Origin of the sequence: Couchioplanes caeruleus (assembly GCF_003751945.1) — a bacterium.
Taxonomy (GTDB): Bacteria; Actinomycetota; Actinomycetes; order Mycobacteriales; family Micromonosporaceae; genus Actinoplanes; species Actinoplanes caeruleus.
Genome location: NZ_RJKL01000001.1, coordinates 3,194,871 through 3,211,800, shown reverse-complemented (window position 1 = coordinate 3,211,800; position 16,930 = coordinate 3,194,871). Strand labels below are relative to the sequence as shown.

Below are 16,930 nucleotides of genomic sequence, written 5' to 3'. Positions count from 1 at the left end.
GCCATGAGTGACCTGCTTTCGCTCGCCGACGTCGAAGCCGCGCGGGCGCTGCTCACCGGCATCGTCAAGACCACACCGCTGGAGCACTCGACGCCCCTGGCGACCGCGCTGGGCATGCCGGCCTGGCTCAAGTGCGAGAACCAGCAGCGGGCCGGCTCGTACAAGGTGCGCGGGGCGTACACCCGCATCGCGCGCCTGTCGGACGAGGAGCGGGCCCGGGGCGTGGTTGCCGCGAGCGCCGGCAATCACGCCCAGGGAGTGGCGCTGGCGGCCGGCCTGCTCGGCGCCAAGTCGACGGTCTTCATGCCCCAGAACGCCCCGCTGCCCAAGGTCTCGGCGACGAAGGGGTACGGCGCCTCGATCGAGTACGCGGGCATCACCGTCGACGACGCGCTGAGCGCGGCCCGCGCCTTCGCCGAGCAGACCGGCGCGGTCCTCATCCACCCCTTCGACCACCGGGACGTCATCGCCGGCCAGGGCACGGTGGGCCTGGAGATCCTCGACCAGCGCCCGGACGTCGGCACGATCGTCACGGCGGTCGGCGGCGGCGGCCTCATCTCGGGCGTCGCGGTGGCGGCCAAGGCGCTGAAGCCGGACGTACGGATCATCGGCGTCCAGGCGGCCGGCGCGGCCGCGTACCCGCCCTCGCTGGCGGCGGGATCCCCGGTGACCCTGACCTCGCTGGCGACCATCGCGGACGGCATCGCGGTGATGCGCCCGGGCGACCTCACCTTCGCCCACGTGAACGACCTGGTCGACGACGTCGTCACGGTGACTGACGAGGACCTCTCGGCGGCGCTGCTCCTGATGCTGGAACGCCACAAGATGGTGGTGGAACCGGCGGGCGGCGCGGCGGTAGCGGCCCTGCTCGCCGGCAAGGTCGACCTCGAACCGCCGGTGGTGGCGATCCTCTCCGGCGGCAACATCGACCCAATGCTCCTCATGCGCGTGATCGAGCACGGCCTGGCCTCGGCGGGCCGCTTCCTGCGCCTGTCGGTGCAGACGGGCGACCAGCCGGGCGAACTCGCGCGACTGCTGACCCAGATCGCCGAGCATCGCGCGAACATCGTCGACGTGCTGCACTCCCGCCACAATCCCCGGCTGAGTTTCGGCCAGGTGGAGGTGCAGCTCTCGGTGGAGACCCGCGGCCCGGACCACTCGACGACGCTGATCGGGGCCCTGCGCAATTCCGGCTACGCGATCACCCTGCTTTCCGGAACCCCCTGAAGCCCGGCTTTCTCCGGTCGCTCCCCGCCGTTCGCCGTCTTTCCGGGCGGCGGGGGCGGGGCGGGATGCGGAGGGTGCTCGAGGAGCTCGCCGGATGCGACGGTTCCTGGCTCGGCAAACCCCTCGAGCCGTGATCACATCCTGTCCCCGATTCGCCACCGCCGTGTCGACCGTCCGTGGCGCTGCTGCTGATCGTGGCAGCAGCAGCGGTCGCGTGCATGCCTCGCTGGTGGGATGACGGCGGCGTGCGGGCGCGTGGGATCTTCCCCGCGCCCGCACGGTCGCGTGGTGTTTCTATCGGGCCGGTCAGGCGCCGAAGGGTGAGAAGTCGACGATGGTGACCTTGATGTCCGCGCCGCTGGGGGCCGTGTAGGTCACGGTCTGGCCCTTGGTCGCGTCGAGGATCGCCACGCCGAGGGCGGATTCCGGGCTGTACACCGTCAGGTCGGTCGTCGAGGCGATCTCGCGGGAGCCGAGCAGGAACTTCTCCGTGTCGGTCTTGTCCTCGTCGAAGTAGATCGTCACGACCATGCCCGGAGCGACCTTGTCGGCCGTCGGTGCCTCGCCGACCTCGGCGTTGCGCAGGAACTCCTTCAAATAGAGGATCCGGCCTTCCTGCTTGCCTTGCTCCTCACGGGCGGCGTGGTAGCCGCCGTTCTCCCGCAGGTCGCCCTCCTCGCGGCGGGCGTTGATCTCGGCGGCGATGGCCGGCCGGGCTGCGATCAACTCGTCGAGCTCGGCCTGCAGCCGGTCGTAAGCGTCCTGGGAGAGCCAGGTCTTCGACGCTTCTGAACTGGTCACAGACTCTTCTCCTTGGGGCGGGACAGGCGTACGGAGCGAATCACCTAGCTTACCAGCGGTGTGCCTGCGGCCGGTTCGCTCGATAACGCACGGTGAACGGGAGATCCGCGAGCGGATCGTGGCGGCGCGGGACCCCACCGGCGGGTGCCGGGTGGTTCCTGCCTTTGTAGCGTGCGGGTCCGACAGTTTCGACCGGCCGTGGCGCCGATCCGGCCGATGCCGTCGAGGCCTTCTCGCCGCGGGCGCGGCTTCCTCAGCTCGCCGAACAGCCGTTTCGTCGCGGTGGGCGGCGAATTCAGGCGGCTGCGCGGCAGCGGAGGACCTCGCCCACGAAGGCCTTGGCGGTGGTGGGCACGACCTCCGATGCCTCGATCGTGCTGCCGCCGGCGGCCGCTCGTACGGTCACTGTCCGGATTCCGACCTGATTGCCCGCATAGTCACGCGCCCGTAGATCGCAGGCTGCCGCGCCGCCTGCTGGCACCCGTACGGTGAAATCGATGGTTATCTGGGTTTCTGTCGCCCCGGTCCATCGGACGATCTGGGCGTCGTAGTGCGGGTTGCCGTATTGCTGGTAGAGGCGGACGGCCAGGGTCGCCGCCGTGACCGCGACCACCACGGCGAAGATCACGGGTACGAGCAGGCGGCGTCGACCGTCGCGGCGCCGGCCATAACGACCCGGCGGGAATACCGGCGCTGTGGCGCGCGTCTCGCTCACCAGGGGGCCTCTCCTGCGAAAAGTGTCGGTGCCATCGGCCAGAATGGCCGTGTCCATCTTCGCAGCCGGAGCCGGGGCCTGCGACAACAGGTCCGGTCGAGGGAGATATCAGTGGCTGAGCAGTTGCGTCTGATGACGGTGCACGCGCACCCCGACGACGAGTCCAGCAAGGGCGCGGCCGCCATGGCCCGCTATGTCGCCGAGGGTGTCGACGTGCTGGTCGCCACGTGTACGGGCGGGGAGCGCGGCAGTGTGCTCAACCCGAAGATGGACCGTCCCGAGGTGCTGGCCGACATCACCAACATCCGCCGCCGGGAGATGGACCGCGCGCGCGAGATCCTCGGCGTCAAGCAGGCGTGGCTGGGCTTCGTGGACTCGGGGCTGCCCGAGGGCGATCCCCTTCCGCCGCTGCCGGACGGCTGCTTCGGCCTCGTCGACCCGGTCGAGGGTGCGAAGCCGCTGGTCAAGCTCATTCGCGAGTTCAAGCCGCACGTGATGACGACGTATGACGAGAACGGCGGATACCCGCACCCGGACCACATCATGTGCCACAAGATCTCGGTCGTGGCGTTCGAGGCGGCCGGTGATCCGGAGAAGTATCCCGAGCTCGGCGAGCCTTGGCAGCCGCTGAAGCTCTACTACAACGCCGGCTGGAGCCGGGCGCGGATGCTCGCGCTGCACGAGGGCATGCTCGCCGCCGGCCTGGAGTCGCCCTACGCCGAGTGGCTCGAGAAGGCGGAGGGCCGCCCGGACCGCGGCGACAAGATCACCACGCGGGTGGAGTGCGGAGAGTACTTCGAGATTCGCGACAACGCGCTGCGTGCCCACGCCACGCAGGTGGACCCGGACGGGTTCTGGTTCCACGTGCCGCTGGAGCTGCAGCAGAAGGTGTGGCCGACGGAGGACTTCGAGTTGGCGCGGTCGCTGGTCGACAGCCCGGCGCCGGAGTCGGACCTGTTCGCGGGGATCCGGGAGTCGGCCGAGATCCACTGACGGGGAGCCGTCGTCGAATCCCGCGGCCGGGCTGTCTCCCGGGGTCAGTCGGGCGTTCCGCGGCCGGGGCTGCCTCCGGGGGTCCGTCGGGCGTTCCGCGGCCGCCTCCCGCGGCCGGGGCTGCCTTCCGCGGTTCTGGGGCGTCCCGCGTCGGTTCCTCACGGTTCGACGGTCTCCGTGACCTGGTCGTGACTTTGTCATGCTTATCGGCGGGTGGCGTGGTGTGGGTCTCGCGCGGCGGGGGAGATGCGCCCGGTGTCCGGACTTGTCGGACCCACGGCGGGCCGCCATGATCTGCGGGAGCCCGAGGGGACGCCAGGCGGCGGAGGGCGTACCGTTATGGGGTGAACTTTGTCGTGGCGGTCAACAACTTCGGGGACACCCGGTCCGGTGGCCTGGCTGGGCCGATGGGCCTCTTCATCATCGTGTTGTTGTCGGTGGCGACCGTCCTGCTGATCCGCAATATGAACAAGCGGTTGCGTCGGCTTCCCGACAGTTTTCCCGACGAGAGAGATGTGGCGCGGCAGGCGGAGGTCGCCCGGCTGGATGCCGATCTCGCTCGCAGTGAGGTCGCTCCCGGATCGGCCTCCGGCGGCGCCGGAGGCTCCACTGTGGATGACGATGTTGCGGACGGTGAGGTCAAGCGCCCGGCGTCCGGGCGGACCTCGGCGGATGACCTTGATCGGGGCGAACGCGCCTAGTTACTCACGGCTGCGGTCCACTGTGTCAAGGCGCCCTGACCTGCGGCATCGGCGAGCTGCATCGATTCGGCCTTCGACAATGCTTCTCCGTCAACCCCTGTTGCGTTCCGCCGGATTGGCTTAGCCTTCCGCCGGGGGGCTTTGATGTCCCTCGACCCTGCGCGGAAAGGGGGCAGTCGGTGACCATCATCCGCCCCCCGCTTCCTCCACTGCAGATGCACGTGCATCCTCCTGTGCCGCTGGTCAGCGCTCTGCGGTGCCACCCCGAGCACGGTCGGCCCTTGCGGCTCCCACCTCCACACCGGATCGGCCGGGTGGTGGCATGACCTCATCGTCGGCTGTTTCCTCCTCGGTCCACCGGGATGCCGGTGATCGGTTCTCTGCGGTTGTCCGGCGCACTGTCGGCGTACGGATGCTGACCGGTGGTGTGGTCGGCGTCGCCGTGGTCCTCGCCGTTCTCGCGGCGTTACTTCCGTGGGAACGACCGCTGGCCCTGGCGCATCCGTCGGCGGTGGGCGTCGCGTCTGCCATAGCCCTCGTCGGACTGGCGCAACTGGCACAACTGCGGGTGCGGGTGGGGCGGGGAACCGTCAGCGTCTCCTGGGGCGAGACCGCGTTCGTCCTCGGCTTCGCGCTGGCGCCGCCCGGATGGCTGCCCGCCGCCACCCTCGTCGGTGCCGCCGCCGCGTGGTTGCTCATCACCTGGCTCAACGGCCAGCGGGCGGTCGCCGACGTGCTTCATCTCGCCGCCTGCCTCGCCCTGGGGACGAGCGGTGCGATCTGGGTCGCGTACGCGATCACGGGTGGGTCCATGAGCGGCACCCGTGCGCACCTCGGTCTGATCGCCGGCGCCGCGACCTACCTTGCCATCACCCTCGGCCTGGCCGTGCTGACGCTGTCGGTGCATCGGGACGCGACGCCCGCGCAGATCGTCGCGCGGGCGCTGCACGCCAAGCTGCCGATGTTCGTCGGCAACGTCCTGGTCGGACTCTCGGCGCTGTATGCCCTGGTCAACGAGCCGCTGTGGCTCCTCGCCCTGGCGCCCGTGCTGTGGCTGCTGCAGCGAACCTACCGATATCACCTTCGCGCCGAGGAGGAGCGCCGGGTGTGGGAGGCGTTCGCGCGGGCTACCCGTACGCTCGGCGGCCCGACGGAGGCGGCGGTGGCCGAGGCCGGGTTGCGGGGCGCGCTGGACGTCTTCGGTGCACGGCGTGCGGAGATCGAGGTTTCGCTGCCGCCCGCGCCGGTGGACAGCGAATCCGGACGCGGCGACCGGCGGTATCTTGGCGACGCCCTGCCCGATGCGGTGCCGGGTGCGGCTCCGGGACCGGTCATCAGCCGGACCATGGCGGTCGGGGGCACGACGGTCGGCGAGCTCACCGTCTGGCTGGCCGAGCCGACCATGCCCGCTGCCCGCGATGAGCTGGCTGTTTCCGCGTACGCCGACGTGTTGGCGGGCGCGCTGCATGATGCGGCGACGCGGGAGCGGCTCGCCCTGCTCGACGCCCGGGTCGCGCACGACGGTGTCCACGATCAACTGACCGGTCTCGCCAATCGCCGGGCGCTGCTCGCCGACGGCGAGGAGCTGCTCCGGTCGTTGCACCGCGACCAGGCCGTCGCGGTCCTGCTGCTCGATCTCAACAACTTCCGGGAGATCAACGGCACGCTCGGTCACGGGGCAGGCGACGACGTCTTGCGTACGGTCGCCGTACGCTTGACCGATCTCGCCCGCAAGGGGGAGCTCGTGGCGCGCCTCGGTGACGACGAGTTCGCCCTGCTGCTACCCGCCGTCGCGACCCTCACCGACTCCGCGACGTCCCTGCGCGGGGCGCCCAGCCCGCTGCCGCAGGCCGTCCGGCGGGCCAGGGAGATCGTCGACAGCCTCGGCCTGCCCACCGAGATCGGGGGAGTGCGGCTCGTCCTCGACGTTGCCGTGGGCGTCGTGGTGGAGCGCGCCGGCCACGCCGATCTCAGCGAGCTGATCCGCCGGGCGAGCATTGCGCTGGAGCAGGCGAAGGAGCTGCACGTCGGCGTCGCCGCCTATGACAGCGCCCGCGACGCCAGCAGCACCGACCACCTCGCTCTCCCCGCCGAGCTGCACGACGCGCTCATCGCGAAGGACCAGCTCATCCTCATGCTGCAGCCCGAGGTCGACCTCGACACCGGCGCACCGACCGGCGTGGAAGCACTGATCCGCTGGAACCATCCGCGCCGTGGCCTGCTGACGCCCGCCGTCTTCGTGGAGACCGTGGAAGTCGGCGAGCTCCTCGCCCCGTTCACCCGCTATGTTCTGGACCGCGCCCTCGAGGCGGCCGCGGCGTGGGCGGCGGCGGGCGTCGACGTACCCGTCTCCGTCAACGTCTCGGCCCGCAGCCTGCTCGACGCGACCTTCCCGGCGCAGGTGGCCGACGCCCTGCGCCGGCACCGCATGGTGCCGGGGCGGCTGGTGCTCGAGATCACCGAGTCGGTGGCGGTCAGCGACCAGGGCGTCGTGGACGAGGTGCTGGCCGCGCTGCGGGAGATGCAGGTGCAGATCTCGGTCGACGACTTCGGCACCGGCTTCTCCTCGCTCGCCTTCGTCACCCGGGTCCGGGTCGACGAGCTCAAGGTGGACCGCTCCTTCGTCACCGAGATGACCGACTCGCCCGCCGCGGCGGCCGTCGTCCGCGGGGCGGTCGAGCTGGGCGCCCGGCTGGGCGCCAGGGTCGTCGCCGAGGGCGTGGAGACCGCGGAGCAGCGCGCGGCCCTGCTCGCCCTCGGTTGTACGGCGGCACAGGGCTATCACTTCAGCCGTCCACTTCCCGTCGACAAGATCGTCCCGGCGCTGGTGCATCTCGCCGACGCCGCGCCTGCCAAGATCGTGCCGCTGCGAGCCGACGGCGCTTCGTAAGGTTCTTCCGCGTGCGGCCGGACTAGGTTGGAGCCATGGCCAACCGTCTGGCGACCGCGACCTCGCCCTACCTGCTCCAGCACGCCGGCAACCCCGTCGACTGGTGGCCCTGGTCGGCGGAGGCGTTCGAGGAGGCCCGCCGGCGGGACGTGCCGGTGCTCATCTCCGTCGGGTATGCCGCCTGCCACTGGTGTCACGTGATGGCGCACGAGTCCTTCGAGGACGAGGAGATCGCCCGCCAGGTCAACGCCGCCTTCGTGGCGATCAAGGTGGACCGTGAGGAGCGCCCCGACGTCGACGCGGTCTACATGACCGCGACGCAGGCCATGACCGGGCAGGGCGGCTGGCCGATGACGGTGTTCGCCACTCCGGAGGGCGAGCCGTTCTTCTGCGGCACCTACTACCCCCGGGCCGCCTTCTCCCGCCTGCTCGATTCCGTGGCCACCGCGTGGCGCGACCAGCGCGACGACGTCGTCAAGCAGGGCTCGGCGGTGGTCCAGGCGATCGGCGGCGCCCAAATGGTCGGCGGCCCGACCACCCCGATCTCGGCGTCCCTGCTCGACGCCGCGGCGGTCCGGCTCGCCAAGGACCACGACCAGGAAAACGGCGGCTTCGGCGGCGCCCCCAAGTTTCCGCCGCACATGAACCTGCTGTTCCTGCTGCGCCGCCACCAGCGCACCGGCGCCGCCGAGGACCTGGAGATCGTCCGCCACACGGCGGAGCGGATGGCCCGGGGTGGCATATACGACCAATTGGCGGGCGGCTTCGCCCGCTACGCCGTCGACACCACCTGGACGGTGCCGCACTTCGAGAAGATGCTGTACGACAACGCCCTCCTGCTTCGCGTCTACACCCAGTTGTGGCGGCTGACGAGCGACCCGCTCGCCCGCCGCATCGCGGACGAGACGGCCGAGTTCCTCCTGCGAGACCTCGCCACACCCGCCGGCGGCCTGGCCTCGGCGCTGGACGCGGACACCGACGGCGTCGAGGGCCTCACGTACGCGTGGACGCCGGCGCAGCTCACAGAGGCGCTGGGCGAAGAGGACGGGCGGTGGGCGGCCGATCTCTTCCGCGTCACCGCCGAGGGCACCTTCGAGCACGGCAGCAGCGTGCTGATCCTGGCCCGCGACATCGACGGCCTCCCCGACGCGCTTGATCCGGACGCAGCCGGCGTCGGTGGCGTGCGCGGCGGGGATGCCGGTGGTGTTGGTGGCGTGCGCGGCCGGGACGATGACGCTGCTGCCGAGGTCGTGGCTCGGTGGCGGGATGTGCGCGGCCGGCTTCTTGCCGCCCGGGCCGCGCGACCCCAACCGGCCCGGGACGACAAGGTCGTGGCGTCGTGGAACGGGCTCGCCATCACGGCGCTGGTGGAGCACGCCGCGCTCCTCGGCTCGCCCACGTCCCGCGCGGCGGCCGTGGCCCTCGCCGACGTGCTGGCCGGCCGGCACATCGTCGACGGCCGCCTGCGCCGCGTCTCGCGCGACGGTCTCGTCGGAGATCCAGCCGGCGTGCTCGAGGACTACGGCGCCGTGGCGGAGGCATTCTGCGCGGTGCACCAGCTCACGGGAGACGGCCGCTGGCTCGCATCGGCCGGCCGGCTCCTGGACGTGGCGCTGGCCCACTTCGGCACCGGCCAGGGCGGCTTCTACGACACGGCCGACGACGCCGAGCGGCTGGTGACCCGACCGGCCGACCCCACGGACAACGCCACGCCGTCGGGCCTCGCGGCCATCTGCGCGGGCCTCGTGGCGTACTCGGCCCTGACGGGCGACATGCGCTACCGCGAGGCGGCGGACGCGGCGCTCGAGACGGTCGGGCCCCTGATCGGCAGCCATCCCCGCTTCGCCGGCTACTCGGCGACGGTGGCCGAGGCGGTGCTGGCAGGCCCGTACGAGATCGCCATCGCCACCGAGAACCCGGACGACCCTCTCCTGGCCGCGGCCCACCGCCACGCCCCACCGGGAACGGTGATCGTCGCGGGCCCACCGGACAAGCCGGACGTCCCACTCCTTGCGAACCGCCCCCTGACCGACGGCCGCCCGACGGCCTACGTGTGCCGAGGCTTCGTCTGCGACCGACCCGCGACAACCCCGGCGGAGCTCCAGGCCCGCCTGACAACCTGACCCGAAGCTCCGGACGCGCGTCCGGCCGCTGCTCTGACCGGCGCGTACGCGACGTCTCGGCGCGCACTTCTCCGACGTGCCGCTCGCCCCTGGCGGGGAACCCCTCGGGGTGCAGAAGGAGGGCGGTCTGTGCCTGTCGACGTCGCGGCGTGGGCTCGTCTTGGTGGTGCGCCGGGGCTGCTCTGCGTGTGGCGAGCGCCCGCGGGTCGGTCTTCGTGGTGCGCTGCGCCTGCTTGCTCCTGGGGCGCCAGGCCTGCTTGCTCTCCGAGGTGCTGTGCCGGCTCGCGCCCGGGCCGCTGCGCCGGGTCGCGCCCGGGCCGCTGCGCCGGCTCGCGCCCCGGCGCGCTGCGCCGGTTTGCGGCTCGGGTGCATGGTGGGCTACCCGAGTAATGGTCTTGCTTACCAGCGGCCGCCTCCTGGCTGCCAAGGTGCAGTCGTTAGGCTTGGTCAGCGATGGATACTCGAACCGGTCTTCCCGTTGTCGGCATGGTGGGCGGCGGGCAGTTGGCCCGGATGACCCACCAGGCCGCGATCGCTCTGGGGCAGTCGTTGCGCGTGCTTTCCGAGGCGCCCGACGACAGTGCCGCTCTCGTTGCCGCGGATGTGCGGAGTGGCACGCATACGGACCTTTCGGCGCTTCGTGAGTTTGCCAAGGGCTGCGATGCCGTCACCTTTGATCATGAGCATGTGCCGACCGGGCACATCGCCGCCCTGGCTGCGGAGGGCGTAAAGATCTATCCGGGTGCAGAGACGATCGTCTTTGCGCAGGACAAGCGGCGGATGCGGGAGCGGCTGTCGGAGCTGGGCGCGCCCGTGCCGCGATGGCGGCCCGTGTCGACCGCCGCGGACATCGCCGACTTCGCCGCCGAGGTCGCCGAGGTCGCCGGCGCGAACGGCGGCATGGGCGCCGACGCTGTCGGCGGTCGCCGGGAGGCGGTCTCTGGAGCTGGGGCTCAGGCGGGAAGGGCATCCGGGTGGCCGGTTGTCGCCAAGGCTGTCCGGGGTGGCTACGACGGGCGTGGCGTGTGGATGCTTGCCGATGTCGCGGCCGCACAGGAGCTTGTCGCCACCGGGGTGGAGCTGATCGTCGAGGAGCGGGTGCCGCTTCGGCGGGAGATCGCGGCTCTTGTCGCTCGGTCGCCGTTCGGGCAGGTTGCCGCCTATCCCGTGGTGGAGACCGTGCAGCGCGACGGGATCTGTGTCGAGGTGCTTGCGCCCGCTCCCGAGCTTCCCGAGGAGCTTGCCGTCGAGGCCCAGCAGCTTGCCATCGACCTCGCTCATGCGCTCGGGGTTGTCGGGTTGCTGGCCGTCGAGTTGTTCGAGACCGAGGCCGGGATCGTTGTCAACGAGCTGGCGATGCGACCGCACAATTCGGGGCACTGGACCATCGAGGGGGCTCGGACCTCGCAGTTCGAGCAGCATCTGCGGGCCGTGCTCGACTATCCGATGGGGGAGACCTCGCTCACCGCTCCCGCCGTCGTCATGGCGAATGTGCTCGGTGGGGCCCCCGGTGGGATGACGCTGGACGAGCGGCTTCATCATCTTTTCGCCGCGGATCCCGGGGTCCGGGTTCATCTGTACGGCAAGCAGGTCCGTCCCGGACGCAAGATCGGGCACGTGACCGTGCTCGGTGACGACATGACATCGGTACGCGCTCGGGCCGCCCGCGCCGCCCGGTGGCTGCAGGAAGGCGAGTGATGGCACCCAGCGTCGGCGTGATCATGGGCAGTGACTCGGACTGGTCCACGATGGAGGCGGCGGCGCTGGCGCTCGCCGAGTTCGACGTGCCGTTCGAGGTCGGCGTGGTTTCCGCGCACCGTACGGTCCAGAAGATGGTCGACTATGCGACGACGGCCGCCGACCGCGGGTTGAAGGTCATCATCACGGGCGCGGGCGGTGCCGCGCACCTGCCCGGCATGGTCGCCGCCATGACGCCGCTGCCGGTGATCGGGGTGCCTGTGCCCTTGAAGTACCTCGACGGCATGGATTCGCTGCTGTCGATCGTGCAGATGCCGGCCGGGGTTCCGGTCGCTACGGTCTCCATCGGCGGTGCGCGGAACGCGGGGCTGCTGGCGGTGCGCATCCTCGCCGCCTCCGATCCGGAGCTGCTGGCGAAGATGCGGGCCTTCCAGGCGAATCTCGAGCAGGTCGTCGCGGAGAAGGACGAAGCGCTGCGGGCCAAGCTTCTGGGCTAGTCAGCGCATCCGGACCAGCGCCCCTCGCAGCCGTTCCTGGGTCCTTCGCCGGTTCTCGTTGGTCGCGCCCAGGAAGAGCAGGACCACGCCGACCGGCACCAGCACCAGCCACGGCCCGACCAGCGTCGTGGCGAAGTGCAGGGTGGCGACCGCCGTCGCCGTTGCGCCGATGACCACCGGGGCCTGCTGCTGGAGGCGGGAGCCGATGATCAGTGTTGCTACCGCGCCCAACAGGAGCAGCATTTCGCGGAGGTCGCCCGCGTCCGTGGCGATCACCAGGCCGGTGGTCGGGACGAAGGCCGCGAGCAGCGCGGGGCCGTACGCCGCCCAACTGCTCAGTTCCGGCCGCTGACGGGCCTCCAGGATGCCGACCAGCAGCGCCAGCGCCGCGAAGGGCAGCGTGTACGCCTCCGGCAGCGCCACGTCCGCCAGCGCCACGAACAGCCAGATGCCGATGATCTCGAAGCCGACCGCCAGCCAGAACAGGTTGCGGCGCTGGTGGGGTGTGCGGCCCGGCCGGGTCGCGGCGAGGCCGAGGACCGCGCCCCAGGCCGCCAGCAGGGCCGCGAGGTGGGATGGGGAGTCGTAGGCGAGGGCTCCCGCGAGCAGCGCCGAGGCGTAGCCGCTCCACTCCACCGTCGTCGCCTCGAGGCGGTACTCCGGCAGGCCGAGGCGCGGCAGCGCGGCCTCGAGGATGAGCAGCGCCGCGCCGACCGCCAGGACGCCGAAGGCCGCCCATTCGTGGGTGAGGCCGGCGACGAGGGCCACGGCGAGGACGAAGAACTGGCCCATCGCCGCGGCGAACAGCCAGCCCAGCACCCGGGCGTGGCGGCTGCGGCCGGCGATCGCGGCGACCAGGCCGACGCCGACGGCGCAACCCAGCGTGAACAGCGTCAGCTCCCGGGTCGCCAGGCTGCCGGCGAGGCCGGCACCCCCGCCGAGCAGGCCGATGACGAAGACGATGGTGCGGGTCGTGTGCAGCAGGGTGGCGCGGGTCGCGACCGGGGGCGGGGTCAGTGCCAGGCCGAGCATGGCGATCGTGAACACCACCAGGGCCGCCGCCGTCGACGCCGGCCATCGGGCGTCCAGCGCGATGGGCGCGATCAGCAGGGTGATCGCCAGGCCCGGCAGGATGACCGGTACGGCCTCGGCCGGCTTGCCGCCGAAACCGAGGGCGGCCAGCGCCGCGGCCACGGTCAGCAGCACGGTGGCGAGCACGCTGGTGCCGTCGACGCTGCCCTGCGCGGGGTCGGTGAGGGCGGTTACCGGACCGTCCCAGATCGCGCTGAGCTGCCCGAGCGGGTCGAACAGCGCCGCGCGCAGCGCCGGTGCGATGGAGAACAGGGCCAGGACCGTGGGCAGCGCCGCGACGATCACCGCGCCGGTGGCCGGGCCGACGAGCCAGCGCCCGCGCAGCCCGCTTGGACGCAGCCCGGCCCGGCCTGGCCGCGCGATCTGCTGTTCGCGCCAGCTCTGCGGCGGGGCGGGACGCCAGGGGTGCGGCGGAGCGGGCCGCCAGGTGTGCGGCGGGGCGAGGGTCAGCCCCGGCGCCGGCACCGTGCCGCGTAGGAGCTCCGCGACCACGCCGAGCAGAGCGGCGGCGGCCGCGTACAGGGCCGTGGGGTAGTCGCTCGGTACGGAGGCGACGGCGGTGATGGTGGCGCCGCCGACCAGGCCGATCGTGGCCCACGGCAGATACTGCGGCACCCAGCGGCCGGCGACCGCCAGCAGGGACAGCATCAGGCTGGACCCGGCCAGGGCGGCGGTCAGCACGACCTGTGCCGAGCGGTGCTGGTCCGCGGCGATCGCGGCCAGCACGCCCGGGGCCGCGAGTAGCGCACCCATGGTGGCGGCGCCGCCGATCTGGGCCCGGTGCCGGGGCATGCCCGTGTCGTCGAGTGTGTACGCCATGACCTCGTCGAGCTCGGCACGCTCGGCCCACCGGCGCCGGGCGGCGGGGGTCAGGTCGGCGCGGGCCAGCCAGGCGACCAGCGTGCCGGTGAGCACGATCAGGCCCAGGGCCAGCGCCGTCGACCAGGGCCGGATCAGGCCGGCGCCGGCGGCGTGCAGGGCGGCCACGGCGGCGACCCCGACGCGGCTCAGCGCGGCGCGGGGGTCCGTGGCGGCCACCGACGCGATCCCGTACCCGAGGGCGACGGCGCCGCCGATCAGCAGCGGTGACCACCAGGGCAGGCCGAAGGCCGCGGGTGCGCCGATCGTGGCCAGCGCGACGCAGACGGCACTGACGTCGTACCGGGCCGGGAGGGGCAGTGCGGCGGTCGCGGCGATCGCGATGATCACCAGGGCGAACGGCGCCTGCCACGCGCCGGGTTCGGCGGCCGTGGGGTAGCCGCTGACGTCGGAGGACCAGATCGGTCCGGGAGCGGCCATGATTCGCAGGCCGTCACCCAGCGCCTGCCAGCCGGCGATGGCGGCGACGACCAGGCCGGCCAGGCTGACGCCGCGGACCGGGCCGCGGCGCCAGTCCTCCGGCAGCGAGTGGACGCCGGCCGCGACGATGAGGATCACGACCGCGCCGACGGCGAGCGGCGCATCCGGAAAGGCGAGGGCCGCGACCCGGGCGAGCGCCCCGCAGACCGCCACGGTCGCGGCGGCCGCGGCGATGTCGGGGCCGTCGAGCAGCCGGTCGGCGCGGCGGCCGTGGTCCAGCGACTTGGCGAAGAAGAGCAGGGCGGCGGCGACGAGCAGGAGCGCGCCGACCCAGATGTCGGCCGCGGTGGCGCCGGGCGAGAGCAGCGCGGCCAGGGCCAGGGCCACCGCGCCGAGGCCGGCCCCGGCGGTCATCGGAAGGCTGACCTCGCGGCGCGCGACCTGGAACACCGCCGCGTAGGTGAGCGTCCCGGCCACGGCGAGGAAGCCCAGCGCGAGCGCCGGCACCGTGACCGCCTCGGTGGGCGGCGGGCCGCCGCCGGGGTCGTCGACGGCGAGGACCGCGGTCACCACGGCGCCCGGGATCGCGAGGGCGGCCGCTCCGGAGGCCCAGTCGCCGACCAGCCAGGCGTACAGGCGTACCGGCATCTGGCGGGCCGCGACCGCGACCATGACGCCGGCGCCGGCCAGCGCGGTCAGGACGGCGGCGGTGAGCCACGATGCGCTCAGCGCGGCGCCGGCGCCGAACCCGCCGACCACGCCGGCGGCGGCGATGTGGGCGACGGCGACCCGGCGGGTCGGCGCGAGCAGGCCGGCGGCGCCGATGCCGATCGCGGCGATCACCAGCGGCCAGGGCGCCTCGGACCAGGGCAGGCCGAGCGACGCGGGCACGGCCAGGGCGGTCAGGGCGACCCCGGTGACCGCGCCTTCGCGCCGGTATTCCGCCGGCAGGGCGAGCGCGGCGGCGACGGTCGCCAGCAGGGCGCTGAGCGCGAGCAGCCAGCCTGAGTCGCCGGCGGCCTCGGCGATCCGGCCCGCGTACGCGGCGGTGTCCGCGTCCCAGACCGGCCGTGCGGCCTGGACCGGCGCGAGTGCCGCCCGGATGGCGTCGACGGCCACGAACAGGCCGATCAGGGTGAGCGCGGCGGCCGACGCATACTGCGGACCGCGGCGTACCTCGTCGGGAAGCATGCGGACGGCCGCGCCGGTGACCGCGACGGCGGCGGCCGCGGCCGCCAGGGTCCAGGCCGGCGACGCCACGTCGGCGATGCGCGCGCAGGCCGCGATGACCGCGAGGGTCAGCACCGCTCCGGCGATGTTGCTGGCCTGGGTCTGGTCGACCAGCCGCGCCGCCGCCGCCGCGGTGACGGCAGCCAGGATCAGAATCAGTCCGGAGCGTACGGCGTCAGCCACCGCGTCCGCCCCGATCAGCCCGGCGCTCGCGTACACCAGGGCCCCGGCCGCGGCGAGGCACAGCAGGCCGAACGTCAGTTGCCGCAACCACCCCGCGGACGGCGGGGTGGCGGGAGGTGCGAGGGGCACGGAGCCGGCCGGCGGCGCGCCCGCGGGCCGCGCGCCGGGGAAGATCCGGGTCGGCAGCCAGCGCCGTCGCCGGTTGCCGGTGAGCCCGTCGATGATCAGATCGGGTTCCTCGGGCCGCGACTCGGGACGGTCCGGGGTGCCGTAGCCGGCGTCGGTGCCGGCCGGATCGGCCTCGGCGACGCGCACGGCCGGGTCGTAGGAGCTGGGATCGGCCGGATCGAGCCGGGTCTCGAAGTCGCGGGCGCCGATGTCGCGGGCGTCCGCCTCGGCCAGCGACTCCCGGTCGCCGGCCACCGGGCGGCCCACCGGCCAGCGCGGCACCAGCCGCCCACTGCGGATCACGGTGGTGAGCAGCAACAGATCGATCACGGCCACCGCGGTCAGCGCGACCGCCCAGCCGGCCGGGCTCTCGATCACCGGGTACGCGAGCAGCGGCGGCACCGGCTGCACGGCCACCACGGTGGCGTACCGCGGCGCGGCCAGCCGCGTGGCACCGGCGTACGCGAAGGAGGCCGCGGCGGTGATCAGCAGCGTGACGCCGAGGAACACCGGGGGCGGGACCGCGGTGCCGCCGAGCGCGGGACTGCCGTGCAGGGCGTACAGAGTCATCGGCAGCAGGACGAGGCCGACCGCGGCCAGCGTCTCACCGGTCGAGGTGAGGCCCCGGCGGGCGATCGCCGGCGCGGCGACGAGGGCGACGCCGGTGGCGAGGGCGAGGATGAAGGCGCGCCCGACCGCGTTGCTGGCCGCGCCGGCGAAGACCACCGCCGCGACGCCGAGCACCAGCGCGCTGAGGCCGAGCAGGATGTTCTGCACCGACTGCGACGACGTTTCGGGCGGATGCGGCGGTGGGTGCTCCGGCGGCGGGGCGACCCGGCGGCGTGGCGGTGGCGGCGCGGGTTCCTCGGTCGGCGGCGGGTCGTCCACCAGAACGGTCACGCCGTCGGTGGCCTGTCCGGGTGGCCCGGTGTGCGGCGTGCCGGGCGGCGACCACGACGGACGGCCCTCGGCGGGCCCGGCCGCCTCGGCGGGTCGCCGGCGCACCCGGCGGGTGGTCTTCGCCGTCGCCGCCCGCTTCCGCTGCTGGTTGGCATGGGCCAGGATGTCCCGCTGGAACTGCGCGGCCTGGATCTTGCTGGCGATGGTGGTGCGTTCCTTGGCCGCGGCCATGTCGCGAATCTTCAGTTCCGCGATCGACGCGTCGATCCGGGCCAACTCCTCGTCGTAGCTGTCCGGCTCTCCCGACTGCGCCACGGCACCCTCCTAGACCGGCCCCACCCGAAGCATGCCCTTCCGACACCTCATTAGAACAGGCCCAAGCGGGTCGAGATCAATGGAAACGGCCGCGAACC

At 72.8% G+C, this 16,930-nt stretch carries 10 protein-coding genes; 7 read left to right on the top strand and 3 right to left on the bottom strand.

Annotated elements, in window-relative coordinates:
* The first annotated feature begins 3 nt into the window (after window positions 1–3).
* The gene (gene ilvA, locus EDD30_RS14155) at window positions 4–1,227 is read left to right on the top strand and encodes a threonine ammonia-lyase (protein ID WP_071804325.1); all 1,224 of its coding nucleotides are present in this window, start codon (window positions 4–6) and stop codon (window positions 1,225–1,227) included.
* 306 nt (window positions 1,228–1,533) lie between these two features.
* On the opposite strand, the gene greA is transcribed toward ilvA, so the two are convergent.
* On the bottom strand, window positions 1,534–2,028 hold the full coding sequence (gene greA / locus EDD30_RS14150) for a transcription elongation factor GreA (protein WP_071804324.1): 495 nt from the start codon (window positions 2,026–2,028) through the stop codon (window positions 1,534–1,536).
* A gap of 295 nt (window positions 2,029–2,323) precedes the next feature.
* Entirely contained in the window at window positions 2,324–2,743 is a 420-nt protein-coding gene (locus EDD30_RS14145) for a DUF4307 domain-containing protein (RefSeq protein ID WP_071804323.1), read from the bottom strand.
* Window positions 2,744–2,854: 111 nt separating this feature from the next.
* Between EDD30_RS14145 and mca the strand changes: the two genes are divergently transcribed.
* The 6 genes from mca (at window position 2,855) to purE (ending at window position 11,645) form a co-directional block, all read left to right on the top strand.
* A complete protein-coding gene (gene mca, locus EDD30_RS14140) occupies window positions 2,855–3,736 on the top strand; it encodes a mycothiol conjugate amidase Mca (protein WP_071804322.1) in 882 nt (293 codons plus the stop codon).
* 407 nt (window positions 3,737–4,143) lie between these two features.
* Window positions 4,144–4,437, top strand: a complete 294-nt coding sequence (locus tag EDD30_RS14135; RefSeq protein ID WP_071804359.1) for a hypothetical protein — start codon at window positions 4,144–4,146, stop codon at window positions 4,435–4,437.
* A 412-nt stretch (window positions 4,438–4,849) separates the two neighbouring features.
* The gene (locus tag EDD30_RS14130; protein WP_123678282.1) at window positions 4,850–7,327 is read left to right on the top strand and encodes a putative bifunctional diguanylate cyclase/phosphodiesterase; all 2,478 of its coding nucleotides are present in this window, start codon (window positions 4,850–4,852) and stop codon (window positions 7,325–7,327) included.
* Between the two features lie 35 nt (window positions 7,328–7,362).
* On the top strand, window positions 7,363–9,450 hold the full coding sequence (locus tag EDD30_RS14125) for a thioredoxin domain-containing protein (protein WP_071804321.1): 2,088 nt from the start codon (window positions 7,363–7,365) through the stop codon (window positions 9,448–9,450).
* Window positions 9,451–9,903: 453 nt separating this feature from the next.
* Complete coding sequence (locus EDD30_RS14120; RefSeq protein ID WP_071804320.1) at window positions 9,904–11,148, top strand: 5-(carboxyamino)imidazole ribonucleotide synthase; 1,245 nt, start codon at window positions 9,904–9,906, stop codon at window positions 11,146–11,148.
* Window positions 11,148–11,645, top strand: coding sequence for a 5-(carboxyamino)imidazole ribonucleotide mutase (gene purE / locus EDD30_RS14115; RefSeq protein WP_071804319.1), 498 nt, complete (start codon window positions 11,148–11,150; stop codon window positions 11,643–11,645). The genes EDD30_RS14120 and purE overlap by 1 nt, the downstream gene beginning before the upstream one ends.
* Here the strand turns inward: purE and EDD30_RS14110 are convergent, their stop codons facing one another.
* A complete protein-coding gene (locus tag EDD30_RS14110; RefSeq protein WP_071804318.1) occupies window positions 11,646–16,832 on the bottom strand; it encodes an SCO7613 C-terminal domain-containing membrane protein in 5,187 nt (1,728 codons plus the stop codon). It lies immediately after the preceding gene.
* Window positions 16,833–16,930: the final 98 nt, after the last annotated feature.